The organism is Bradyrhizobium sp. CCBAU 25338, from assembly GCF_028128965.1.
GTDB classification, from domain to species: Bacteria; Pseudomonadota; Alphaproteobacteria; order Rhizobiales; family Xanthobacteraceae; genus Bradyrhizobium; species Bradyrhizobium liaoningense.
The window spans coordinates 251,867-274,553 of record NZ_LFKY01000034.1; the positions used below are offsets into that span (position 1 = coordinate 251,867).

The window sequence follows — 22,687 nt, forward strand, 5'->3', positions numbered from 1 at the left end:
CTACCTACCATCGCGGCACGCTCCCAACGTCGCGTTCGGGCCAGAAGCGGCCATTCAGCCGCCTCTGCCAAGCCAATCGCAAATCAGTCGCGGGGTGTTTACCCAAGGTTAGTGATGCCATGAAACAACCTGAGAATGTCAGCACTATCATGTACCCGAACGCTCGGCGCGATAGCATTTGTCTTGATGGCCGTCGCCGTCTTCCGAGTTGCCGGAGGCTGGGTCTATGGCGAGTCGCCCTATGAGCAATACTTGAAGTGGGTACACGGTGACATCCCCCCATTCACTGTGCCGGTGCGGCTAGTCGAGGGAATGCCCGCCACTTTTCCGGCCCGCATCATCCGAAAGCACGGTCATGAGCTCAACCTCATGGTCTACTTCACATGGCAAGAGGAGAGGATCCTTTCCGCAAGTCTTCTTGGCGGACCAATCGTTCAACCGATCAACGAGGCGATGCCACACGGCAAAGTGCCGACGGCATTTCGCGTGATTATTCAAGATTCAGAATCGACTATGACAATACCCACAACTCGGACGGACCACTCCGCGTTGGGTGCTTCCTTCATCGCTCGCCATCTCGCTCGGTTGCCTCCTTTGGATGAGGGTCTCTACACGATCAGTGTTACACCACTCAATGACGTATCCGGCTTGGCTCCGCTCAGGACCGAACTCGAACTAACCTTTCGATCAAAATGAAGGCCGGGTGGTTAGAGACCTGCATCCCTAAGGTCCGCTTCGGGTCAAAGGCGCCGTTTTAGCAGTCAGTCGGGTACTTCCGGTCTACCCCAATGAACGGACATCTTCAGAGCCGGTCGCCATATCACAAAGGTGCCACTTCCAGGATTCGCAGCACGCCTCAGAAGTAGACGTTCGCGTTACGCGGACCGGCCGCGACACCACCTGTTATCAGGCCCTGCCGCCGGACATCGCCGCTGGTGGCAGATATGCGCCACTCAGGATGAACATGCTGCCGCTCGGCGGCCCACGCTTGAACTCCGAAGCCGTCCCTGCCGGCCAAGCTGCAGACCCAGCTTGCGCATTTTCAAGATTCCGCTCTACACTCTTAGACCGCACCGACTCGCTAAAGTATCCACAAGTTGTGTTCCGCAATTGACGGGACATTGACCTGCGGCTCAAGCGCGTACCGTGGCCCGTGTCGGACAGGAGTGGACCAGCCCCATGTGGAAAGACCCCATCAAGAGCACGCCTTCGATCATCCAGACCGATTTCGGGCCCTTCGGGCAGAGCCTGCCGGGGGACGGTGAAGCCTATTGCGGCCCGACGTCGATGGTCATGGGCCTTTACTGGCTGTCGGCAAACGGCTTCACGCAGGTTGCTCCTGTGGTCTACAACGGCGAGGACGACCCCGTGGCGATCAACCTGGAAAGGGTGGTCGCGGGCTTGATGCGGACGTCGAGAGAGAGCGGCAGCTTCGTGGACGGCATGACGAGCGGGATGGCCGACTATCTGTCGGCCTGCGGAATCGGGCCTGATCTCTATCAGTTGACGAGCACTTCCAATCCGGACCTCGCGTGGCTCGCCGATCAGTTGGCCCCGAACGTGTCCGAGAGTCCGCAGACGATTGTCTTGGCCAATTTCGCGGTTGGCTGGTTTTCCGTTTCCCAGACGACGAAGGGATACATGGAAAATAGCGGCGGCCATGTCCTCGCGCCGCTCACGGTGAACCTGACGGGCGGCACGATCACCATCAACAACGCTTTCCCCGCCTCGTTCGAGAACGTACCCAACCTCCCGTCCAGCAATCCGCAGACCGTCCAGATCGCGCAGATGCCCAGCGGATGGACGCTGGAAAATCAGCCGCTCCCCTCCGAAGACTACAGCCAGGTCGTCACCGACGCGCTCACCGGGTGGGGCGTCTACGCCGTGCTCTGGCAGGGGCAAGCCTGGGCGATCTCGCCGTTGGCGCTGCCCTCGACATCCGGATATGAACCCAGCACTTGGACGATCAACCAGCCTAAGGTCATCAACACGAACGGCGGCACGCTGACCGTGGTCGCGCCGATCTCCGGGCTGGGCGGCCTCCACAAATACGGCGAAGGCACGCTCCTGCTCACCAACACGAACCAGCTGATAGGACACAACATCGTAGGCGCCGGGACGCTGGCAAGTACCCGGACATCCGGCACACCATTTGGCAGCTTCAGGGTGATGGTGACGAACGGCGGAATACTCGAGCTTCGTTCGGACGGCGCGACGGTCGATGTGCAGATCGCCTCGGGATCTCTGGCGACGTTCGTCATCGGCCCTACGGGAGGCGCCTTGCAGCTTTCCGGAAGCGGCAACTATCGCGTCGTAGTCGGGGGCAATGACGACGGTACCCTGACGAACATTGTCCGCAACCCCGGCGGAACTCTTGTTATCGTGCCGGGCGGCGGCATGGCCCAGCTTGGGCTGACGCAACAGGTGTTCGTGGCAGGAACGGGAGCAAACCTGCCCATCGTCACGAACGGGATCGTCGCTCCCTACATTCTCGGAGAGGACGACGACGCGGCCAGCTCGGGCAAGTTCCTGACGTATTCGTCCTCCGAGGGCTTCGCGAGCGCGGCGACCGTGTCCTCGACGGATGTCGGCATCAACGACGTTCCCGCCGATGCCGTCTACGAGGTCGTCGACAGCCAGGCGGTCGAGAGCGGCGGTGTACCGCAGGTGGCGGCGCTCGAAGTGAACGGCGGGGCGATTACGGGCGGCGATGCGAGCATTCTGGTCGGAAGCCAGGCGAGCGGCGACGCCGCGGGCCTCATCATGAACGGCGGCAGCATCGCTACTGCGAGCCTTTCGTTCGGCGCGGCAGAAGGCCTGATCTACACCAATGCTAGCGGCGGTAGTTCGCAGATCGCAGCCGCCATCGAGGGATCGGCGGGCCTGACGATCTTCGGTCCCGGCACGCTGACCCTGAGTGCAGACAGCAGCGGCACGCTTTCCGGTCTGATCAGGGTCAATGGGGGTACGCTGATTGCCGGCGGTACCGGTGGATCAGCAACGGGTGCCGGCGAGGTGCTGGTATCCTACGCGGCGACGCTGGAGGTCGCCGGCACGGTGACCGGTGCGGTTGTTGTCGGCGAGTCGGGCACACTGTTCATGAACGGTGGGACGGTCTCGGGCCCGGTCACCATTGCAGCGACCGGCACCGATACGCCTGCTCCCGGCGGCATATTACAAGGGAGCGGAACAATCAGCGGGACCACCTCCATCAGCGGCATCATCCAGTCAGGCCCGCAGGCTGGCCTGATCACGTTCACCGGCGAGACCACTATGACCGGCGACGCGAGCTTCTATTGGCGGCTGCAGAAGCTCGTGGACGATGCTGATCCCGGAGCCGGACCTGGGATCTACTGGAACGCGCTGCAGTTCAACTCGCCGGATACGAACCTCGGCACCAAGAATGCACCTCTCTGGCTCTTCCTCGACTTCAGCGCCCTCGACGGGGACCCGGACGGCGGCAACGCGTTCTGGAAGAAGCCCCATACCTGGACGCTCTTTACCTACGCAGCCGATGCCGGTTACTTTTGGCCGGCGTACGAGAACTTCTCGTACCAGTCCGGGAGCTTCAACACGGTCTTCGACAACTGGGTCGTGTCCCTGCAGTGGAAACCGGCCGCCTCGCCGCAGAGCCTCCCCGAGCGATGGCGCGCGAACGCTCGTGCGAGAAGCCGGTAACCGACCCGCGGCAACTGGATAGCCGTGCCAGTCTGCGCCCAAAATTGCGCGCGCCGGGGGACTTCCGCTTTCCCCGATAGCGGCCACAGAGCGGATATCGCTGGATGTCTCGAACGGGCCACAAGCGGAAGTGCGCTGGGTCTCAGACTTGAGAGCGCGACAAGTCCAGCGTGAGGGAGACCACCACCAGCGTAAGAAGGAACAGAGCAAAGATCGATATTTTCACGCTTCGGCTCCAGTCTGTGACCGCCCGCGCCAACCACAAAATGGCAACCAGGGACAAGCAACCGGCGACACCGATGGCTAGGGCGTCCGCCTCGCGAGTAAGACCCAGTGGGAGCTTCAGTCCAATGTAGACCACGAACCCCGCCATAAAGATCGACCAAGCCACCCATCCGACCGAAAGCGCTTCCTCTAGCGATAGCTTTCGACCAAAGAACCGCTGAGCGCGCGACACCATGAACGCAGAGGCGGCGAGCACGGCCGCAGAGACTATCCCGAGGTGTTCAGCAGCCGTCATGGCGTTCCCTGACGTGGAGTTCACTACATCTAGTTGTGCCAACCGAAGGGTTCGTTACTGGCTCGCCCGCTTTTGGCTAACGTCCGCAAAGGGTCATCAGCCGCCAATGCCCCTCGAGCTGACGACTTCCACTCTGCTACCGGTAGCCGACATTGACGGGCCCACGCGCCCCTAGGCCGGCACGATCACCTTGCCGATCGGCCAGAGCGCGATGCCCGCGAGCTTGAGATGCGCCCAGGCGAAGGGAATGCCGATGATGGTGACCGCGAGGACCAGCGCGGTCAGGACATGGCCGAGCGCCAGCCACCAGCCGGCGAGCACGAACCAGATGATGTTGCCGATCACCCCGAGCGGGCCGGTGCCGATATCGCTCATGCCGGTGACTTCGTCGCGGCGCACCGCCCGCGAGCCGAACGGCAGCAGCGTGTAGACGGCGATGTTGAACGCCGCCCGCGCCCAGGGCAGGCCGATGATGGTGATGGCCATGATGATGGCAGCCACCAGCCAGCCGAACGCCATCCAGGCGCCGCCGATCAGGATCCAGAGGATGTTGAGGAGAATGGAGACGGGGGCCATGGTTTTATCCGCAGGTCGATGATCCCGCTTATATAGGCGCGAAATCTGTCCCTGCTAAGACGGCAACGTAGGCCATGTGGCGCACGGCGCGATCCGGGGGGCTTGGTCCGGAATGCGCTTCCGCCTTGGCTCATCGAGCAACGGCGGACAAGTCGCTCGATCCGGGCTCCGGCTACCGCCCCTCGAATTTCGGCACGCGCTTCTCCATGAAGGCCTTCATGCCCTCGCCCATGTCCTCAGTCTTAAACAGCGGCAGGAGCTGCAGATAGACGTGGTGGACGTGGTCGGAGAAGTTTTCGTTGAGGCCCATTCGCATCATGCGCTTGGAGGCCTGCACCGCCAGCGGCGCGTTGGCGGCGATTTCGCGCGCGATCGCCGTGGCGCGGCTCATCAGTTCGGCATCCGGCACGACCTCGTTGGCGAGGCCCCATTTCAGGCATTCGCGCGCGCTCAGCGTGCGGCCGGTAAAAATCAGCTCGGAAGCCTTGGCCCAGCCGAGCATGCGCGGCAACAGCCAGGTGCCGCCGGATTCCGGCACCACGCCGCGCTTGACGAAAGCTGCGGCGAGCTTTGCGGACTCCGCCATGATGCGGATGTCGCAGCCGAGCGCGGTGTCCATGCCATAGCCGGCCGCGCCGCCGTTGACGGCGCAGATGGTGGGCTTGTCCATCGCGTGCAGGACCGTCGGCGGGGTGTTGCGGAGGTTGATCGTGGTCGGCGAGGACGCGGCGCTAAGGCCGTTGCCGTCGCGCTCCTTGCGCAGGTCGAGGCCGGCACAGAACGCCCTGCCCTTGCCGGTGAGGATCACGACGCGGACGTTGCGATCTTCATTGGCTTCGGTCAGGAGCCGCGCGAGATCATTCAGCATCGGGCCGGAGATCGTGTTCATGCGCTCCGGCGCGTTCAGCGTGATGGTCGCGATGTGGTCTGCGACCTCGTAGAGGACTTCGTTGGTCTCGCTTGCCGCATCGCTCATGGGAGCCCCTCCATTGTAGCCTGGATGAGCGAAGCGACATCCGGGACTTTACTCTCATCGTCCCGGGTATCGCTTCGCTCACCCGGGCTACGAAGTGTCAAATCCGCCGACCCGCCTGCTCCCAATAGGGATCGCGCAGGCGGCGCTTGAAGATCTTGCCGGAGTCTTCGCGCGGCAAGCTGCTGCGGATCTCGATGTGCTTGGGCACCTTGTAGTCGGCGAGCGAGCTCTTCAGTCGCGCGCGGACTTCGGCTTCATCGAGCGTGACACCGGCTTGCGGCTCGACGACCGCCATCAGCGCCTCACCGAATTCGGCATCGGGGATGCCGAACACGGCGCAATCATGCACACCGGCCACGGCATGCAGCACCGACTCGATCTCGGCCGGGTAGATGTTGACGCCGCCCGAGATCACCATATCGCGCTTGCGATCGCAGATGAAGACGTAGCCATCCTCGTCGATGTAGCCGACGTCGCCGGAGGTGATGAAGCCGTCGCGATCGATCTCGGCGCGCTTCTCCGGCTTGTTGTGATAGGTGAAATCGGCCATCCCGGCCATGCGCGAATAGATCTCGCCGATTTCGCCGACGCCCAGCACGCGGCCGTCCTCGCCCAGGAAGCGCAACTCGGCGCCGGGCGATATCCTGCCGACGGTGCCGGGCTTCTTCAGTGCGTCCTCGGAGGTGGCGAAGGTGACGGCGCTGGATTCGGTCGAGCCGTAGAATTCGTGGATCACCGGCCCCCACCATTCGATCATCGCGCGCTTGACGTCGGCCGGACATGGCGCGGCGGCATGGATGACGTGGCGCAGCGAGGAGACGTCGTACTGCTTGCGCACCTTCTCCGGCAGCTTCATCAGGCGGATGAACATGGTCGGCACCATGAAGATGGTGTCGATCTTGTATCGCTCGATCGCTTCCAGGAATTCCTCCGCCTCGAAGCGCGGCATCAGCACCAGTACCCCGCCGAGCTTGCCGGCGCGGATGCCGAAGGAGTTCGGCGCGGAATGATAGAGCGGGCCCGGCAGCAGCGCGCGGGCGCCGGGCTTGAGCCCATAGATCATCGCGCGCATGCGCTCGCCGGCCGCCGCCTGCTCCGGCGTCGGCGCGTTGCGGCGCACGCCCTTGGGATGGCCTGTCGTGCCCGACGTGTAGATCATGTTCATCGGCTGTGGCACCACCGGGCCGTCATAGGGCCGGTGCTGCGCGAGCCAGGATTCGAGACCGATCGCGAAGTCCGGCGTGGTCAGACGATCGGGATCGATCTTGTAGGTGGACAGGATCTCAGGTGGCGTCGGCACGCTGAGGACAGTGACACCCTTCGGTATCGCATCGCGCAAGCCGTGCAGCAGGTCGGCATGGCCGATCAGCACCGATGCGCGGGAGTCCTCGAGGATATAGTTGATCTCCTCCGGCTTGAAGTGCCAGTTGATGGGCACGCCATAGGCGCCGAGCCGCATCGCCGCGTAGGCGGCTTCGAGGAAGGCGATGTCGTTGCGCATCAGCATGCAGACGCAATCGCCAGGCTTGACGCCGAGCTTGGCGAGGCCGGAGGCGATGCGGTCGCTACGGTCTGCGACCTCGGCGTGGGCACGGCGGCGCTCGCCGGAGACGATGCCGAGGAAGTTGGACGTTTCGCTCATTGTTGTTTTTCTTTGTTGTTCAGCGACGGTCTTGGTTGGTCGTCATCACCGGGCCTGTCCCGGTGATCCACGTCCTTGCCTCGTCGCCTTGGGCTAAGAACGTGGATGGCCGGGACAAGCCCGGCCATGACGGAGAGACTAATCCGCGAACTTCGGCGCGCGCTTCTCCAGATTGGCGCGGACCGCCTCGGTCTGGTTCGGGCTGCCGATCAGATTCTGCTGCTCGACGGACTCGGCGAGCAGCGCCGGGCCCGGATCGACCGCGAGATTGTTGAGCATCCGCTTGGCCGCCCGGATCGCATCGGGGCTCTTGCCGGCGATCTCGCGCGCGGCTTCGAGGGCGCTCGCGCGCGGGTCGTCACAGATGCGCGTGGCGAGGCCGTAGGTCATCGCCTCCTGGGCGGAGAAGATGCGGCCGGTGTAGGTGAGATCGCGCAGGATGTCGTCGCGCACGAGCGAGGCCAGGATCGGCGTGCCCGCCATATCAGGCACAAGGCCCCACTTGATCTCCATGATGGACATCCGCGCGTCCGCCGAGAGAAAGCGCATGTCGGCGCCGAGCGAGAGCTGGAAGCCGCCGCCGAAGGCGACGCCATGCACGGCCGCGATCACGGGCACCGGGAGCTGGCGCCACCCCCACACGGCGGCTTGCGGAAAGTTCGCCTGGCCATGCGTGCGCTTGGTGAGATCGCGATTTTCGCCACCCGGAATTCCGTTGCCGCCCTTCTCCTTCATGGCGGCGAAACGCCCCATGTCGAGCCCGGCGCAGAAGGCGCGGCCTTCGCCCGAGAGCACGACGGCGCGCAGGCCTTTCTCCCTGGAAAGCCGCTCGGTTGCGGCGACAAGGGCCTCGAACATCGCCTGATCGAGCGCGTTCATCTTGTCCGCGCGCACCAACCGCACGTCGGCGACGCCTTCCGAGATCGAGATCGAGACGCGCTCTTCCATGGACGAATTCTCCCCTGTTCTTGTTCAGTGCCGCTTTACAGGACGCTGGCGGCCGGATTTAGTCAATCGACCAATTAACTGACAATCCCTACGGGGGAAACAGCCATGTTCAAGGAAAATCTTCTCGCCGGCCGGAGCATTCTCGTGACCGGCGGCGGCACGGGTCTCGGCAAGTCGATGGCGGCGCGCTTCCTCCAGCTCGGCGCCGACGTGCACATTTGCGGCCGGCGCAAGATCGTCTGCGACGAGACCGCGACCGAGCTGATGGATCGCCATGGCGGCCGCGTCACCAGCCACGGCGTCGACATCCGCAACGCGCTCGCGGTCGAGGAGATGGTGGAGAACATCTTCCGCGAGGCTCCGCTGACCGACCTCATCAACAACGCCGCCGGCAACTTCATCTCGCGCACCGAGGAGCTGTCGCCGCGCGGCTTCGACGCGGTCGCCAACATCGTCATGCACGGCACGTTCTACGTGACGCATGCGATCGGCAAACGCTGGATCGCTTTGAAGCAGCCCGGCAACGTCGTCTCCATCACCGTGACCTGGGTACGCAACGGCTCGCCCTATGTGGTGCCGTCGGCGATGAGCAAGTCGGCGATCCACGCCATGACGATGTCGCTGGCGACCGAATGGGGCCGCTACGGCATCCGCCTCAACACCATCGCGCCGGGCGAAATCCCGACCGAGGGCATGAGCAAGCGCATCAAGCCCGGTGACGAGGCCGGCGCGCGCACCAAGGCGATGAACCCGATGGGCCGCGTCGGCACCATGGAGGAGCTGCAGAACCTCGCGGTGTTCCTGATCTCCGGCGGCTGCGACTGGATCAACGGCGAGACCATCGCCATGGACGGCGCCCAGGCGCTCGCCATGGGCGGCAATTTCTACCAGCTCCGCGACTGGAGCGACGACGACTGGAAGACCGCGCGCGAGAGCATCATGGCGCAGAACGAGAAGGACCGGGCGAAGCGGGGGTGATGTCGTTTCGCGAGAGTGTGGCTACGTGAGGGACTAACACGTCCTCTCCACCCTCAGCTGTCGTCCCCGCGAACGCGGGGACCCATGACCACAGTGAGAAGTGTAGGGCGAGACAGGTAACTCCGAGACTCGCCAAACAACTTCCTGTGGCTATGGATCCCGGATCTGCGCTCCGCTTCGCTGCGCTTGTCCGGGACGACAGTGTGCCCTCTCTCGTATTGTCTTTGTTTGCGGATGACGCCACACTCCCAGGCACAAAAAACAAGACGTCACGGGAGAAACATGTCCACACAGCCATTGGCGAATCTCGCCGACATGGTGCGCGAGCGCGCGAAGAGCCGCGGCAACGCCATCGCCTACGAGTTCGAGGGCCGCACCACCAGCTTTGCAGAGTTCGATATCAAGACCAACAAGGTCGCAAACGCACTTCTTGCAATGGGCGTGAAGAAGGGCGACCGCATCGCCTATCTCGGCAAGAACAGCGATCTCTATTTCGAGCTGCTGATGGGCGCGATGAAAGCCGGCGTCGTCATGGCGCCGGTGAACTGGCGGCTCGCAGGGCCCGAAGTCGCCTTCATCGTCGACGACTGCAGGGCGCCGGTGCTGTTCGTCGGGCCGGAGTTCGTCACGCTGGTCCGCCAGATCAGGGACCGGCTGCCGGGCGTGCGCACCATCATCACCACCGAGGGCGGCGCGCCGGAATGGCAGGATTTTACGGCCTGGCGCGATGCGCAGAGCGGGAACGATCCGAAGGTGCCGATCGACACCAGGGACATCGCGATCCAGCTCTACACCTCCGGCACCACAGGCAAGCCGAAGGGCGCGATGCTGAGCCACGCGAACTTCCTCAACCTGGTGCAGACAGGCAATGCCGAGGACAGGCCGGAGTGGAACCGGTGGTCGACCGACGACGTCTCGCTGGTCGCGATGCCGATCTTCCACATCGGCGGCTCCGGCTGGGGCGTGATGGGACTCTATCACGGCGCCCGCGGCGTGATCGCGCGCGAGTTCGATCCGACCAAGGTTCTGGACTTCTTCGAGCAATCGGGCATCACGAAATTGTTCATGGTGCCGGCGGCGATGCAGTTCGTGGTGCGGCAGCCGCGCGCGAGAACCGTGGATTTCTCGCGGCTGAAATACATGCTCTACGGCGCCTCGCCGATTCCCGCGGCGCTACTGAAGGAATGCATCGAGGTCTTCAAATGCGGCTTCGTGCAGATGTACGGCATGACCGAGACGACAGGAACGATCGTCGCGCTGCCGCCGGAGGATCACGTCGAAGGGCTCGAGCGGATGCGCTCGGCCGGCAAGGCACTGCCGGGCGTCGAGATCGCCATCCTGGACGTGGACGGCAAGCCGCTGCCGCCGCGCCAGGTCGGCGAGATCGCAACGCGCTCGGGCTCGAACATGGCGGGCTACTGGAACCTGCCTGAAGCGACCGCTGCGACGCTGCGCAGTGACGGCTGGCTGCGCACCGGTGATGCCGGCTACATGGACGAGGACGGCTATCTCTACATTCACGACCGCATCAAGGACATGATCATCTCGGGCGGCGAGAACATCTACCCCGCCGAGGTCGAGAGCGCGCTGTGCGACCATCCTGATGTGGCCGAAGCTGCCGTCATCGGCGTGCCCGACGACAAATGGGGCGAGGCGGTGAAGGCGGTGGTGGTGATGAAGCCGGGCAAGCAGGCGACCGCCACCGACATCATCAACTTCACCCGCGAGCGCATCGCCGGCTACAAGACGCCGAAGAGCGTGGAGTTCCTGCCGGCGCTGCCGCGGAATCCGAGCGGCAAGATCCTGCGGCGGCAATTGCGCGAGCCCTATTGGGCGGGGAAGGATCGAAGGGTGAATTAGCCCCGCTGTCGTCCCGGGGCGCGCGTAGCGCGAACCCGGGACCCAATCACAGGAAGTGGTTTTGCGAAGACTTGGAATGCCCGGCTCGCCCCAAACCGCTCCCTGGGGTTATGGACGACCGTGCGGAGAGATCCGCGCAAGTCTCAGTGCTTCCCCGGCCCCATATAGCCGAACAGGAATCCCGCAACCTTGCGCATCTGGATCTCCTCGCTGCCTTCGGTGATGCGGTAGCGGCGGTGGTGGCGGTAGATGTGCTCGAACGGCTTGTGGCGTGAATAGCCCATGCCGCCGTGGACCTGCATGGCACGATCGGCGGATTCGCAGCAGAGGCGGTTTGCCCAGTAGTTGCACATGGAGACGCGGTCGGACAGCGTACGCTCGACCTGCTCCTCGGTGAGCTGGTCCATCTCCCAGGCGGTCTTGCGGATCAGAAGGCGCAGCATTTCGGCTTGCGTCGCGAGCTCGACCAGCGGGAACTGAATCGCCTGATTCTCGGCGAGCGCCCTGCCGAACGGTTTTCGCTCGCGCGCGTATTTGACGCTCTCATTGATGCAGTAGACGGCCGCGCCCAGCGAGCTCGCCGCCTGGCGGATGCGGTTCTGGTGCACGAAGCACTGTGCCAGCGACAGGCCACGGCCGACTTCGCCGAACAGCGCATCCTCCGGCACGAAGACGTCGGTGAAGCTGACGCGCGGATGATCGGTCGGCATGTTGAAGGTCCACATGTACTCCTCGACCTTCACGCCATGGCTCTTCGCGGGCACCAGGAAGCAGGTGATGCCGCGGGCATCGCCGTCATTGCCGCTCGTGCGCGCGAACAGCGCACAGTGCGTCGCGACGTGCATGCCGGTGGTCCACATCTTCTCGCCATTGATGATCCAGCCCTTGACGTTGTCCCGCGTCGCCGGCACCGCGCGCGTCTCCATGTGGGTCGCGTCCGAGCCGTGATGCGGCTCGGTCAGGCCAAAGGTGATGCGGTACTGGCCCTTGATCGAACCGTCGATCATCGCCTTCTGGTCATCGCGGCCATAGCGGTCGAGCATGGTGACGACGGGGAAATTGCCGACGATGGAGTGCTCGTTCTGGAGATCGTTGTGCAGGCCGAGCCCCTTTGCAGCGAAGTGCTCGCGGATCACGGCCATCCAGAGGTTGGAGCCGTCCTTGCCGCCATATTGCTTCGGCACCGGAAAGCGCAGATGGCCGGCAGCGTCGGCGAGATCCTTGGCCTTCCGCAGCAGCGCTTCCCATTCGTGACGCGGCAGCCCGCCATTCTCGAAATCGGTACGTGCCCATTCGCGGCGGTGGTCGAAGAAGCGGATATTGTCGTCCGCCTCTTCCAGCGGCTTGATCTCTCGTTCGATGAAACGGTCGAGCTCTCCGAGATAGGCGACGAGATCGGCAGGCAATGAGAAATCCAAAGCTTCTCTCCCGGATTGATTTTGTCGTTTTGCGTTAAGGCGCTAGGCGCACTCATGCTTCGCACGATTAAGGTGAGAAGAGCGCGTGCAAGTCAAGCAAGCCGAGGCGTGTGGCGCGCGCAAGGCGCATTGCGCAATTCGATGGTGCTCTGCCGCCAGCGCGCGGTAGTATGTCGTCAAATATTCCTTCACGAGAAAATGCGGGAGCGCGCGATGGAGCTGAAATTCTCAAAGGTGGAACGCAAGGGGCCGATCACGATCGTCACGCTGTCGCGGCCCGAGGTCTACAACGCGCTGCACACCGATGCGCATTTCGAGCTTCAGAAGGTGTTTGACGATTTTTCCGCGGACCCCGAGCAGTGGATCGCCATCGTCACGGGCAGCGGCGACAAGGCGTTCTGCGCGGGCAACGACCTGAAGTGGCAGGCGGCGGGCGGCAAGCGCGGCTGGGACAAGGGCGGCTTTGCCGGCCTGACCTCGCGGTTCGACTGCGACAAGCCGATCATCGCTGCGGTCAATGGCGTCGCGATGGGCGGCGGCTTCGAGATCGCGCTCGCCTGCGACCTGATCATTGCGTCGGAGAACGCGACCTTCGCCCTGCCCGAGCCGCGCGTCGGCCTCGCCGCCCTCGCCGGCGGCCTGCACCGCCTGCCGCGCCAGATCGGGCTCAAGCGCGCCATGGGCATGATCCTCACCGCGCGCCATGTCAGCGCCAGGGAAGGGCTCGAGCTCGGCTTCGTCAACGAGGTGGTGCCGCAGGGCGAGGCGCTCGCGGCCGCGCTGCGCTGGGCGGAGATGATCGCCAAGAATTCGCCGATGTCGATCCGGGCCTCGAAGCAGGCGATCCAGAGGGGGCTTGGGGTGTCGCTGGAGCAGGCGATCGAGGACCAGCGCGAGTATCCGGCGGTCAAGGCGATGGTCGCTTCGCAGGACTACATCGAGGGCCCGAAGGCGTTCTCGGAGAAGCGGCCGCCGAAATGGGCGGGGAAGTGACCGCGCTTTGCGCGGTCATTCCGGGGCGCGCCCGCCTGGGCGCGAGCCCGGAATCCATCGAACATCAGAGACGGTGGATGAATGGATTCCGGGCTCGTCGCTTCGCGACGCCCCGGAATGACGGAGGAGAGAGTGGCGCAGCCGTCTCAACATCGTCATTGCAAGCGCAGCGAAGCAATCCAGAATCGCGCCGCAGAGGCAGTTTGGATTGCTTCGTCGCAAGGGCTCCTCGCAATGACGGGGAGAGGCTTAACCGCCTCGCGATAGCTCCCGCTTGTACGAGGCGTAGTTGGGCTGGTCGACGGCGAGCTTGTCCATCGTGGTGGCCCAGAGGTGCTCGGCTAGTCCCGGCGTTGCGAGATCCATTTCGCCCTTGGCGATCCGCTCGGCCAGTGCGCGATTGAGCTCCGTCACCGAGCCGTCGATGCCGAGCAGCGCGCGCAGGCGCTCCACTTCCGCAGCATCGCTCCCCTCCTCCCGCGTCAGTTGCCGCGTCACGAGATCGAGGATGTTGATGGCAACGCGCAGCTTGAAGGCCTGGTGGCCGGAGATCAGCGGCGCGATGTCGTTGCGGAGGAAATCGGCGACCGCTTTCGTCAGCTCGATCGGTGTCGGTTCGTCCTGCATGCGTCAGCTCCCGCGCGGCGCCAGCAGCCGCAACAGATCGATCTCGGTCTCGGAGGCACGGCGGCCGATCATGGCCCGCTCCATGGAATGGTCCGGGCCCTCGCGAAATCGCTGCATCATGCCGCCGCACATGATGCCCCAGCGCAGCGTGCCCATCACTTCCCAGAACTTGACGCGCTCGGGATCGACTTTTCGGCCCGCCGCCTCGTAGCCGGCGAACAGCTCCTCGCGTGTGCCAAAACCGCCGACCGGCTTGTCGATCTCCCCGAAGCGCCAGGAGTTCACACAGACCCAGCCGAGATCCTCCATGGGATCGCCGAGATGGGCGAGCTCCCAGTCGAGCACGGCACGCACACCGTCGGCGCCGATGATGAGATTGCCGTTGCGGAAATCGCCATGCACCAGCGTGGTCTCGGCCGCGGGACCGGGATCGTGGTCGCGCAGCCAGCGCAGCGCCAGTTCGAACACGGGCTTGGGCCAGTTCAGGCTGCGATAGTCGCGCTCGAACTCGGCGATCTCCTGGGTCGCACCCCGGCTGCGCAGCTCGGGCAATCCGTCCTGCGGCAGCCTGTGAAGGGCCGCAAGAATGCCGCCGATCTGCCGCGCCAGAAGCGGCCGCGCCGTGGCGTATTCGTCGTCGCGCAGGATCTTGCGCGCGATAGTCTCGCCCTCGACCCGCTGCATGATGAAGCCGGTGCCGAGATCGTCCTCCGGCACGAGCACATGCATCACGCGCGGTGACGGCACGCCGGCCTCATAGGCGAGCTGCATCAGCTGCGCTTCCGCGGCAAGACCCGCGGCGCGCGTTGGTGCTGCGCCATAGCCCTTCGGCGAGCGGCGCAGGATCGCGCCGATCGGTCCATCAGGATGCACGATATCGAAGCGCCAGGTTTCCTGGCTGGCGCCGCCGGACAGCTTGGCCGCGCCCGTGACGCCGGTCGCCCCGCTGCACCAGCGCCCGACGCTGCGCGAGAGCTCGTCCTCGATCATTTGCCCCTGAACTGCGCGGGGCGCTTCTCGAGAAACGCGCCGACGCCCTCGCGAAAATCCTGGGTGTCGCCGGCACGGAGCTGGCACTGGAACTCGAGATTGAGCTGATCCTCGAAGGAATTTTCCGGGCTGTCCCAATAGAGCTTGCGGATCAGGGACAGTGCGACCGTCGGGCCGCTGGCGAGCTCGCGCGCGAGCTTCATCGCCTCTTCCATCAGCACGCCGTCATCGTAGACGCGGTTGACGAGGCCCCATTCCAGCGCCTTCTCGGCCGGAAGGCGCTCACCCATCAGCGACAATTCGATCGAGCGTGCCCGGCCGACGAGGCGCGGCAAGAGCCAGGTCGAGCCGCAATCCGGCACGAGGCCGATGCGGCGGAAGGCTTGCAGGAAATAGGACGAGCGCGCGCACAGGATCATGTCGCCGAGCAGCGCGAAGCTCATGCCGGCGCCCGCGGCGGGACCGTTGACCGCGGTGACGATCGGGCAATGCAGATTGCGGATGCGGCGCAGGAAGGGGTGGAAGCCGGTCTCCAGCGTCAGGCCGGCCTTGGTCTTCTTCGACTGGTTGTTGCGGCCCTGGAGATTCGCACCGGTGCAGAAGGCGCGGCCTGCGCCGGTCAGTACCACGCAGCGCACCTCGTCCTTCTTCTCCTCGATCGCATCGAGCGCCTCGGCAAGACCGCCCAGCATGTCCACGGAGACCGCGTTCATCACCTCCTGATGGTCGAGCTTGAGGATCGCGACCGCGCCATCGAAATCGAGCGTGACGTGTTTGAACTGCATGGTTTCCTCGTCAGTTGCGGCCCGAGTCAGTTTCGCAGACCGGAATTTACTTTTGCCGGGCCGCATATTTGATTTTTGTCGCGACCTTGTCCATGGTGATCGCAGCATAGCAAGCAATCTTGTGCGCAGCGGCTGATGCTGCTCATGCCAGGAAGTCTTGCCAAGGACAGGAAACGCGCATGAACCTTTTCGACCTCTCCGGCCGCGTGGCCGTGATCACCGGCGGCAATGGCGGCATCGGGCTCGGCATTGCGCAGGCGCTCGCGGCCCAGGGCTGCAACGTCTCGATCTGGGGCCGAAATGCCGACAAGAACAAGACCGCTGCCGCGAGCATGGCCGGCCTTGCCGGCAAGGTCGACACCCGCGTCTGTGACGTCACCGACCCGGCCTCGGTCAATTCCGCGATGAAGGCGACACTCGATACGTTCGGCCGGGTCGACGGCTGCTTCGCCAATGCCGGCATCGGCGGCGGCGGCCGGCGCGCCTTCATCGAGCGCACCGAGGAGGAATGGCGCACGATGTTCGCGACCAATCTCGACGGCGTGTTCCACGCGTTCCAGGCCGCGGCGAAGCACATGACCGAGCGCGCCAATGCCGGCGATCCCTTCGGCCGTCTCGTGGCGACCTCGAGCCTCGCCTCGATTTTCGGCACTGCGCGCAACGAGCATTATGCGGCGACCAAGGCGGCGATCAACGCGCTGGTGCGCGCACTCGGCGTCGAGCTGGCGCGCCACGGGGTCACCGCGAATGCGATCCTGCCGGGATGGATCAAGAGTGACATGACGGCAGGACTCATGGCCAACGACAAGTTCGTCGCCAACGTCATGCCGCGCATTCCGATGCGGCGCTTCGGCGAGGCATCCGATTTCGGCGGCATCGCGGTGTATCTGATGAGCAAGGCGTCGTCGTATCACACCGCCGATACGTTCGTGATCGACGGCGGCTATACGGCGTTTTGAGATCTCGCAGGGTGGGCAGCGGCGCTCTTGCACCGTGCCCATCACAAGCATCTGCGAGTGTGGTGGTGGGCACACTGCGCTTTGCCCACCCTACGGTTTCTGGTTTGTGAGCGCAGAAGGGAATGGGCAAATGTTCTCACACGTCATGATCGGCACGAACGACCTGGACAAGGCCAAGGCATTCTACGACCAGCTGCTCGGCACGCTCGAAGTGCGGCCGGCCAGGGTCGACGGCCATCGCATCTTCTACATCACCAAGACCGGCGTGTTCTCGGTGTCGAAGCCGATCAACGGCGAACCGGCGACCTGCGCCAATGGCGGCACGATCGGCTTTGCCTGCAACTCACCCGAGCAGGTCGACAAATGGCATGAGGCCGGAGTCGCCGCCGGTGCGACATCGATCGAGGATCCGCCCGGCATTCGCCAGGGCCCGGGCGGCAAGCTGTATCTGGCTTACCTGCGCGACCTCGACGGCAACAAGATCTGCGCGATGCACCGCATGCCGAACTGACTAAGCCACCGCTGTCATGCCCCGGCTTGACCGGGGCATCCAGTACGCCGCGGCCTCTCGGTTCAATCACGACCGTCTCTGGAATACTGGAACGCCCGATCAAGTCGGGCGATGACAGTTGTGGCGCGGGCACATCCAACCTTCGGCATCATTCAAACAACATTTCAAACGACCTCGCGATATTGCATCGCGTGGCATGGCTCGCGTGACAAAAGCGCGCTCGCACTTTGACGGCGCTGCGACTATTCTCGCGTTCAGCACAATGCTAGCGCTCCGGGAGGAACAATGACAAAACACGCCTACATTCCCCGCACCACCAACTACACCCTCAATCCCGGCGACGAGCTCAACGACCTCAGGATGTCCGATCAGGTCCGGCCGCTCTATGATCACGTCAAGAAGTTCATCCGCGACACCGTCGAGCCGATGTCGATCGAGTTCGCCAAGGCGGGCGAAGGCAAGGAGGATCGCTGGAGCTTCACGCCGAAGCAGCTCGAGGTGCTGGAGAAGGCCAAGAACAAGGCGAAGCAGGAAGGTCTCTGGAACTTCTTCCTGCCCGATGACGAGACCGGCCAGGGCCTGAAGAATCTCGACTATGCCTATATCGCGGCCGAGCTCGGCAAGAGCCCGCTGGCGTCCGAGACCATGAACTGCTCAGCGCCCGACACCGGCAACATGGAGGTGCTGGAGCGCGTCGGCACCAAGGAGCAGAAGGAGAAGTGGCTGAAGCCGCTGCTCAACGGCGAGATCCGCTCGGCCTATGTCATGACCGAGCCGAACGTCGCCTCCTCCGACGCCAAGAACATCTCGACCACGGCCAAGCTCGTCGGCGACGAATGGGTCATCAACGGCGAGAAATACTACATCTCCGGTCTCGGCGATCCCCGCTGCAAGATCCTGATCGTGATGGTGAAGACCAATCCGGATGCAGCGCCGAGCAAGCAGCAGTCGCAGATCCTGGTGCCGCGCGACACGCCCGGCGTCGAAGTGCTCGGCCCCATGTACGTGTTCGGCCAGGACCACGCCCCGCGCGGCCACATGCATATGCGCTTCAACAACGTGCGCGTGCCGAAGGAGAACATCCTGCTCGGCGAAGGCCGCGGCTTCGAGATCTCGCAGCTCCGCCTCGGACCGGGCCGCATCCATCACTGCATGCGTACCATCGGCAAGGCCGAGAAGGCGCTCGACCTCATGGTGCAGCGTGGCCTCACCCGCGAAGCCTTCGGCAAGAAGATCGCCCATCTCGGCGGCAACATGCAGATCATCGCACAGGCGCGCTGCGAGATCGAGGCGATGCGGCTGATGGTGCTGAAGGCTGCCAAGGCGATGGACGTGCTCGGCAACAAGGAAGCCCGCGTCTGGGTCTCCATGGTCAAGGCCATGGTGCCGGAGCGCGCCTGCAAGATCATCGACCAGGCGATCCAGATGCATGGCGCCACCGGCATCTCGCACTGGACCCCGCTCGCCGAAATGTATCAGGACGTGCGTCACCTGCGCTTCGCCGACGGTCCGGACGAGGTGCACTGGATGGTGGTCGGACGGCACGAGTTGAGCATGGCGTGATCCGCCTTCTCTCTGTTACCTCTCCCCGCTTGCGGGGAGAGGCAAAGACCTCGCACGGAGCCATCATGGACTACGCCGCCAGCGACCTGACGCCACGCGAGCGCTACAAGGTGCTGACCTCCTTCATTTTGCCGCGGCCGATCGCGTGGGTGACCTCGCTCGGGCCGACCGGCGTGGTCAACGCCGCCCCGTTCAGCTTCTTCAACGCCTTCTGCGAGGATCCGCCGCTCTGCATGTTCGCGGCCAACCGCAAGCCGAACGGTCAGGACAAGGACACGTTCCTCAACATCCAGCGGACCGGCGAGTTCGTGGTCAACCTCGCCGACGAGCCGCTGGCAAGAGCGATGCACGAGAGCAGCGGCGATTTTCCGCCTGAGATCGGCGAGCCCGACTATCTCGGGCTAAAGCTCGCGCCATCGACCAGCATCGCCGTGCCGCGACTGGCCGACACGCCGTGGGCGATGGAGTGCAAGCTCTGGAAGCTGATCGACGTCAACGACGATCGCCGCCTGATCATGGGCGAGGGCATCCACTTCCACATCCGCGACGAGCTGTGGGATCCCGAGGCGATGCGGGTGCACATGGACCGCTATCACCCGATCGGCCGCATGTTCGCCGACCGCTATTGCCGTACTGATGATCGCGTGGTGTTCCCGGCGGCGGAGGGCGTGAAGGGGAAGTAGCCGTCGCGCTGCGCACGAGGTGCGCCCCTCGCCCTGCCGCGAGCGGGGCGAGGTGAAGAAAGAGCGCGCCGCCTTACGTCGCAGGCGCGAGCTTGTCCTGTGTCTTGGTCTCGAAATCGCTCGCGTCGTGGCGTTCGTGGAGCTGGCTGGCGGGATCGCCGGAGATGCGGTTGACCATGCGGCCGCGCTTCACGGCTGGGCGCTTGGCGATCTGGTCGGTCCAGCGCTGCACGTTCTTGTAGTCCTGCACCGAAAGGAATTCGCCAGCGCCATAGACCAGCCCCTTGGCGAGCGCGCCATACCAGGGCCACACCGCGATGTCGGCAATGGTGTATTCCTTGCCTGCGAGATATTCGTTGTCGGCGAGGCGGCGGTCGAGCACGTCGAGCTGGCGTTTGACCTCCATCGCGAAACGATCGATGGCGTATTCGATCTTGAACGGCGCGTACGCATAGAAATGGCCGAAGCCGCCGCCGAGATAGGGCGCGCTGCCCATCTGCCAGAACAGCCAGGACATCGCCTCGGTGCGTGTCTTGATGTCCTTCGGCAGGAAGGCGCCGAACTTCTCGGCCAAGTAGAACAGGATCGAGCCGGACTCGAACACGCGGATCGGCTCCGGACCGGAGCGGTCCATCAGCGCCGGGATTTTCGAGTTCGGATTGATATCGACGAAGCCGCTGCCGAACTGATCGCCGTTGCCGATCTTGATCAGCCAGGCGTCGTATTCAGCGCCCTTGTGGCCGAGCGCCAAAAGCTCCTCCAGCATCACCGTCACCTTCACCCCGTTCGGCGTCGCCAGCGAATAGAGCTGCAAGGGGTGCTTGCCGACCGGCAGCTCCTTGTCGTGGGTCGGGCCGGCGATCGGGCGATTGATACTGGCGAACTGCCCGCCATTCTCCTTGTTCCAGGTCCAGACTTTGGGCGGCACGTAGGCGGGGGCGTCGGTCATGCGAGGACTCCGGCAAAAAGATGCGTCTGCATTAATTAGACCGCGAACGGCCGATGACAAGGCCCCGGAAATGCATTGCCCGGCGGGGCAACTCTACGTTTCGTCATGGCACCCCCTCCCCGACGTCATTCCGGGGCGCCGGGGTTTCTCGCTTCCGCGGCCCCGGAATGACGAGCGTCATCTAGGACGCCGCCGCCTGCGGCTGCTGCCCGTGCTCCATCACAAATCCTTCATATCCCTTCGCCGCGACCTCGTCGCAGATCCGCCGGTAGACGCCGACGCCGCCGATATAGGGCATGAAGATGCGCGGCTTGCCCGGGATGTTGGCGCCCATGTACCAGGAATTGGCCTGCGGATAGAGCGTGCCCTCGGCGACCTCGTTGACGTGCGCGACCCATTTGTCCTCGGCCTCCCCGCTCGCCTCGATCGTCGTGAGGCGGCGCATGCGCATGTGGGTCAGGCACTCGGCGATCCAGTCGACATGCTGCTCGATCGACACGATCATGTTCGAGAGCACCGACGGGCTGCCGGGCCCGGTGATGATGAAGAGGTTCGGAAAGCCCGCGCTCATCAGGCCGAGCAAGGTCTTGGGGCCTTCCGCCCATTTCTGGTTCAGCGTCTGCCCGCCGCGGCCCAGAATGTCGATCCTGGCGACCGAGCCGGTCATGGCGTCGAAGCCGGTCGCCAGCACCAGCGCATCGACCTCGTGGTCCTTCCCGGCGACACGCATGGCATTTGCGGTGATCTCTTGAATCGGATTGGTCTTGATGTCCACCAACGAAACGTTGGGCCGGTTGAAGGTCGCGAAATAATCAGTGTCGACGCAGATGCGCTTGGTGCCGATCGGGTGGCTGTTCGGCTGAAGCAGCTTCGCGGTGCCGGGATCCTTCACGATCTCGGCGATCTTGCCGCGCACGAAATCCGCCGCGGTGTTGTTCGCGGCCCGGTCGAGGCCGAGATTGTTATAGGCATACATGAAGGTGAGCCCGCCCCGCTCCCAGCGCGCCGAATACTTGGCGCGCCTGACATCGTCATTGTCATCGAGCGCGCCACGATCTGGATGTTCGGTATAGATGCCATTGCGGGCGACCTTGCGGGCGAAGCGACGGATCTCCGGATAGTTCTTGCGGAACGCGCTGCGCTCCTCACACGTGAGCGCGGCGTTGCGGGCGGGAACGGAGAAATTCGCGGTGCGCTGGAACACCGTGAGATGTCTCGCCTGCTCGGCGATGATGGGAGCCGACTGGATGCCCGATGATCCCGTCCCGATCAGGCCAACGCGCAGGCCCGTGAAGTCGACCTCTTCATGCGGCCAGTTGCCGGTGTGGTAGACGGGCCCCTTGAAGCTCTCCAGGCCCTTGATGTCCGGCTTGCGCGCGTTCGAGAGACAACCTGTGGCAAGCACGACGAATTTGGCTTCGACCGTCTTGCCGTCCGAGGTCGTCACCGACCAGCATGTCGCGCACTCGTCGAACGCGGCGCGCTCGACGCGCGTGTTGAACTGGATGTCGCGGCGCAGATCAAAGCGGTCGGCGACGTGGTTGGCATATTTCAGGATCTCTGGTTGCGGCGCATAGCGCTCGCTCCAGTCCCATTCCTGCTGGAGCTCCTCGGAGAACGAGTAGGAATATTGCATGCTCTCGACGTCGCAGCGCGCGCCGGGATAGCGATTCCAGTACCAGGTGCCGCCGACGCCGCCGCCCTGCTCGTAGACGCGTGCGGAGAAGCCGAGCCCGCGCAGGCGATGCAGCATGTACAGGCCGGCAAAGCCGGCGCCGACGACGACCACGTCGTAAGCTTCGGCGGCGCGGGCCGGGTTCGATTGCGCTGACGACATTGGCTGGCGCTCCCTGATTTTCTGTTGTTATCAGCCAGCATTTGCTGTCGCTCTCGAAAGCGCAAGAGGCAAATCGGGCGGCTCTGGGCCGCTTATTTTATGCAGCGGAATGGCTCGTCCGCTTCGCGGCGCCTGCACGCAAGATGCGCGACCAAATCCTGCTTGGCATCGCGGATGGCGATGCGCTAGCGTCG

General features: G+C 64.1%; 20 protein-coding genes. 9 read left to right on the top strand and 11 right to left on the bottom strand.

Translation table 11 applies throughout. The annotated features are described in order from the left end of the window. Positions 1-186: 186 nt before the first annotated feature. Together ACM42_RS15080 and ACM42_RS15085 are read left to right on the top strand one after the other, a co-directional pair. Entirely contained in the window at positions 187-696 is a 510-nt protein-coding gene (locus tag ACM42_RS15080; RefSeq protein WP_271528666.1) for a hypothetical protein, read from the top strand. 483 nt (positions 697-1,179) lie between these two features. After that, complete coding sequence (locus ACM42_RS15085; protein ID WP_271528667.1) at positions 1,180-3,678, top strand: hypothetical protein; 2,499 nt, start codon at positions 1,180-1,182, stop codon at positions 3,676-3,678. A 142-nt stretch (positions 3,679-3,820) separates the two neighbouring features. Here the strand turns inward: ACM42_RS15085 and ACM42_RS15090 are convergent, their stop codons facing one another. The 5 genes from ACM42_RS15090 to ACM42_RS15110 all read right to left on the bottom strand — a co-directional run bounded on the left by ACM42_RS15090 (position 3,821) and on the right by ACM42_RS15110 (position 8,340). Beyond that, the gene (locus ACM42_RS15090; RefSeq protein WP_271528668.1) at positions 3,821-4,198 is read right to left on the bottom strand and encodes a hypothetical protein; all 378 of its coding nucleotides are present in this window, start codon (positions 4,196-4,198) and stop codon (positions 3,821-3,823) included. A 171-nt stretch (positions 4,199-4,369) separates the two neighbouring features. Beyond that, positions 4,370-4,774, bottom strand: coding sequence for a YccF domain-containing protein (locus tag ACM42_RS15095; protein ID WP_028178328.1), 405 nt, complete (start codon positions 4,772-4,774; stop codon positions 4,370-4,372). Positions 4,775-4,946: 172 nt separating this feature from the next. Next, positions 4,947-5,750 carry an enoyl-CoA hydratase/isomerase family protein gene (locus ACM42_RS15100; protein ID WP_271528669.1) on the bottom strand — a complete coding sequence of 268 codons (804 nt, stop codon included), beginning with the start codon at positions 5,748-5,750 and terminating at the stop codon, positions 4,947-4,949. A gap of 97 nt (positions 5,751-5,847) precedes the next feature. Further along, positions 5,848-7,392 (bottom strand): acyl-CoA synthetase, encoded by a 1,545-nt coding sequence (locus ACM42_RS15105; RefSeq protein ID WP_271528670.1) that lies wholly within the window; start codon positions 7,390-7,392, stop codon positions 5,848-5,850. A gap of 138 nt (positions 7,393-7,530) precedes the next feature. After that, complete coding sequence (locus ACM42_RS15110) at positions 7,531-8,340, bottom strand: crotonase/enoyl-CoA hydratase family protein (RefSeq protein WP_271528671.1); 810 nt, start codon at positions 8,338-8,340, stop codon at positions 7,531-7,533. 105 nt (positions 8,341-8,445) lie between these two features. Here ACM42_RS15110 and ACM42_RS15115 point away from each other — a divergent pair, with 105 nt between their 5' ends. Beyond that, on the top strand, positions 8,446-9,318 hold the full coding sequence (locus ACM42_RS15115; RefSeq protein ID WP_271528672.1) for an SDR family oxidoreductase: 873 nt from the start codon (positions 8,446-8,448) through the stop codon (positions 9,316-9,318). 282 nt (positions 9,319-9,600) lie between these two features. Further along, complete coding sequence (locus tag ACM42_RS15120) at positions 9,601-11,178, top strand: fatty acid--CoA ligase (protein ID WP_271528673.1); 1,578 nt, start codon at positions 9,601-9,603, stop codon at positions 11,176-11,178. 143 nt (positions 11,179-11,321) lie between these two features. On the opposite strand, the gene ACM42_RS15125 is transcribed toward ACM42_RS15120, so the two are convergent. Then, positions 11,322-12,596: an acyl-CoA dehydrogenase family protein gene (locus ACM42_RS15125; RefSeq protein ID WP_271528674.1), complete on the bottom strand. Its 1,275-nt coding sequence runs from the start codon at positions 12,594-12,596 to the stop codon at positions 11,322-11,324. 213 nt (positions 12,597-12,809) lie between these two features. On the opposite strand from ACM42_RS15125, the gene ACM42_RS15130 reads away from it, so the two are divergent. Further along, on the top strand, positions 12,810-13,589 hold the full coding sequence (locus tag ACM42_RS15130; RefSeq protein WP_271528675.1) for an enoyl-CoA hydratase-related protein: 780 nt from the start codon (positions 12,810-12,812) through the stop codon (positions 13,587-13,589). A gap of 249 nt (positions 13,590-13,838) precedes the next feature. Here ACM42_RS15130 and ACM42_RS15135 read toward each other — a convergent pair whose 3' ends face one another. Genes ACM42_RS15135 through ACM42_RS15145 form a run of 3 tightly spaced genes read right to left on the bottom strand, consistent with a single transcriptional unit; the run spans position 13,839 to position 15,991 of the window. Then, a complete protein-coding gene (locus ACM42_RS15135) occupies positions 13,839-14,216 on the bottom strand; it encodes a DUF6285 domain-containing protein (protein WP_271528676.1) in 378 nt (125 codons plus the stop codon). Positions 14,217-14,219: 3 nt separating this feature from the next. Next, positions 14,220-15,206: a phosphotransferase family protein gene (locus ACM42_RS15140; protein WP_271528677.1), complete on the bottom strand. Its 987-nt coding sequence runs from the start codon at positions 15,204-15,206 to the stop codon at positions 14,220-14,222. Further along, entirely contained in the window at positions 15,203-15,991 is a 789-nt protein-coding gene (locus ACM42_RS15145) for an enoyl-CoA hydratase/isomerase (RefSeq protein WP_271528678.1), read from the bottom strand. Before ACM42_RS15145 ends, ACM42_RS15140 begins: the two co-directional genes overlap by 4 nt. Before the next feature lie 179 nt (positions 15,992-16,170). Between ACM42_RS15145 and ACM42_RS15150 the strand changes: the two genes are divergently transcribed. The 4 genes from ACM42_RS15150 to ACM42_RS15165 all read left to right on the top strand — a co-directional run bounded on the left by ACM42_RS15150 (position 16,171) and on the right by ACM42_RS15165 (position 19,707). After that, positions 16,171-16,950: an SDR family NAD(P)-dependent oxidoreductase gene (locus tag ACM42_RS15150; RefSeq protein WP_271528679.1), complete on the top strand. Its 780-nt coding sequence runs from the start codon at positions 16,171-16,173 to the stop codon at positions 16,948-16,950. Positions 16,951-17,080: 130 nt separating this feature from the next. Next, the gene (locus ACM42_RS15155; protein ID WP_271528680.1) at positions 17,081-17,461 is read left to right on the top strand and encodes a VOC family protein; all 381 of its coding nucleotides are present in this window, start codon (positions 17,081-17,083) and stop codon (positions 17,459-17,461) included. Positions 17,462-17,746: 285 nt separating this feature from the next. Continuing rightward, positions 17,747-19,024 carry an acyl-CoA dehydrogenase family protein gene (locus ACM42_RS15160; RefSeq protein WP_271528681.1) on the top strand — a complete coding sequence of 426 codons (1,278 nt, stop codon included), beginning with the start codon at positions 17,747-17,749 and terminating at the stop codon, positions 19,022-19,024. A gap of 65 nt (positions 19,025-19,089) precedes the next feature. Further along, complete coding sequence (locus tag ACM42_RS15165) at positions 19,090-19,707, top strand: flavin reductase family protein (protein WP_271528682.1); 618 nt, start codon at positions 19,090-19,092, stop codon at positions 19,705-19,707. 73 nt (positions 19,708-19,780) lie between these two features. On the opposite strand, the gene yghU is transcribed toward ACM42_RS15165, so the two are convergent. Both yghU and ACM42_RS15175 read right to left on the bottom strand, forming a co-directional pair. Next, positions 19,781-20,656, bottom strand: coding sequence for a glutathione-dependent disulfide-bond oxidoreductase (yghU, locus tag ACM42_RS15170; RefSeq protein WP_028178342.1), 876 nt, complete (start codon positions 20,654-20,656; stop codon positions 19,781-19,783). A gap of 181 nt (positions 20,657-20,837) precedes the next feature. Next, positions 20,838-22,493, bottom strand: a complete 1,656-nt coding sequence (locus ACM42_RS15175) for a flavin-containing monooxygenase (RefSeq protein ID WP_271528683.1) — start codon at positions 22,491-22,493, stop codon at positions 20,838-20,840. Positions 22,494-22,687 lie beyond the last annotated feature (194 nt).

What these genes read in the sequence shown, in the direction of transcription:
- ACM42_RS15080 (WP_271528666.1), top strand. Translation starts at nt 187, where the DNA reads ATGGCCGTCGCCGTCTTCCGAGTTGCCGGAGGCTGGGTCTATGGCGAG.
- ACM42_RS15085 (WP_271528667.1), top strand. Translation starts at nt 1,180, where the DNA reads ATGTGGAAAGACCCCATCAAGAGCACGCCTTCGATCATCCAGACCGAT.
- ACM42_RS15090 (WP_271528668.1), bottom strand. Translation starts at nt 4,198, where the DNA reads ATGACGGCTGCTGAACACCTCGGGATAGTCTCTGCGGCCGTGCTCGCC.
- ACM42_RS15095 (WP_028178328.1), bottom strand. Translation starts at nt 4,774, where the DNA reads ATGGCCCCCGTCTCCATTCTCCTCAACATCCTCTGGATCCTGATCGGC.
- ACM42_RS15100 (WP_271528669.1), bottom strand. Translation starts at nt 5,750, where the DNA reads ATGAGCGATGCGGCAAGCGAGACCAACGAAGTCCTCTACGAGGTCGCA.
- ACM42_RS15105 (WP_271528670.1), bottom strand. Translation starts at nt 7,392, where the DNA reads ATGAGCGAAACGTCCAACTTCCTCGGCATCGTCTCCGGCGAGCGCCGC.
- ACM42_RS15110 (WP_271528671.1), bottom strand. Translation starts at nt 8,340, where the DNA reads ATGGAAGAGCGCGTCTCGATCTCGATCTCGGAAGGCGTCGCCGACGTG.
- ACM42_RS15115 (WP_271528672.1), top strand. Translation starts at nt 8,446, where the DNA reads ATGTTCAAGGAAAATCTTCTCGCCGGCCGGAGCATTCTCGTGACCGGC.
- ACM42_RS15120 (WP_271528673.1), top strand. Translation starts at nt 9,601, where the DNA reads ATGTCCACACAGCCATTGGCGAATCTCGCCGACATGGTGCGCGAGCGC.
- ACM42_RS15130 (WP_271528675.1), top strand. Translation starts at nt 12,810, where the DNA reads ATGGAGCTGAAATTCTCAAAGGTGGAACGCAAGGGGCCGATCACGATC.
- ACM42_RS15135 (WP_271528676.1), bottom strand. Translation starts at nt 14,216, where the DNA reads ATGCAGGACGAACCGACACCGATCGAGCTGACGAAAGCGGTCGCCGAT.
- ACM42_RS15140 (WP_271528677.1), bottom strand. Translation starts at nt 15,206, where the DNA reads ATGATCGAGGACGAGCTCTCGCGCAGCGTCGGGCGCTGGTGCAGCGGG.
- ACM42_RS15145 (WP_271528678.1), bottom strand. Translation starts at nt 15,991, where the DNA reads ATGCAGTTCAAACACGTCACGCTCGATTTCGATGGCGCGGTCGCGATC.
- ACM42_RS15150 (WP_271528679.1), top strand. Translation starts at nt 16,171, where the DNA reads ATGAACCTTTTCGACCTCTCCGGCCGCGTGGCCGTGATCACCGGCGGC.
- ACM42_RS15155 (WP_271528680.1), top strand. Translation starts at nt 17,081, where the DNA reads ATGTTCTCACACGTCATGATCGGCACGAACGACCTGGACAAGGCCAAG.
- ACM42_RS15160 (WP_271528681.1), top strand. Translation starts at nt 17,747, where the DNA reads ATGACAAAACACGCCTACATTCCCCGCACCACCAACTACACCCTCAAT.
- ACM42_RS15165 (WP_271528682.1), top strand. Translation starts at nt 19,090, where the DNA reads ATGGACTACGCCGCCAGCGACCTGACGCCACGCGAGCGCTACAAGGTG.
- yghU (WP_028178342.1), bottom strand. Translation starts at nt 20,656, where the DNA reads ATGACCGACGCCCCCGCCTACGTGCCGCCCAAAGTCTGGACCTGGAAC.
- ACM42_RS15175 (WP_271528683.1), bottom strand. Translation starts at nt 22,493, where the DNA reads ATGTCGTCAGCGCAATCGAACCCGGCCCGCGCCGCCGAAGCTTACGAC.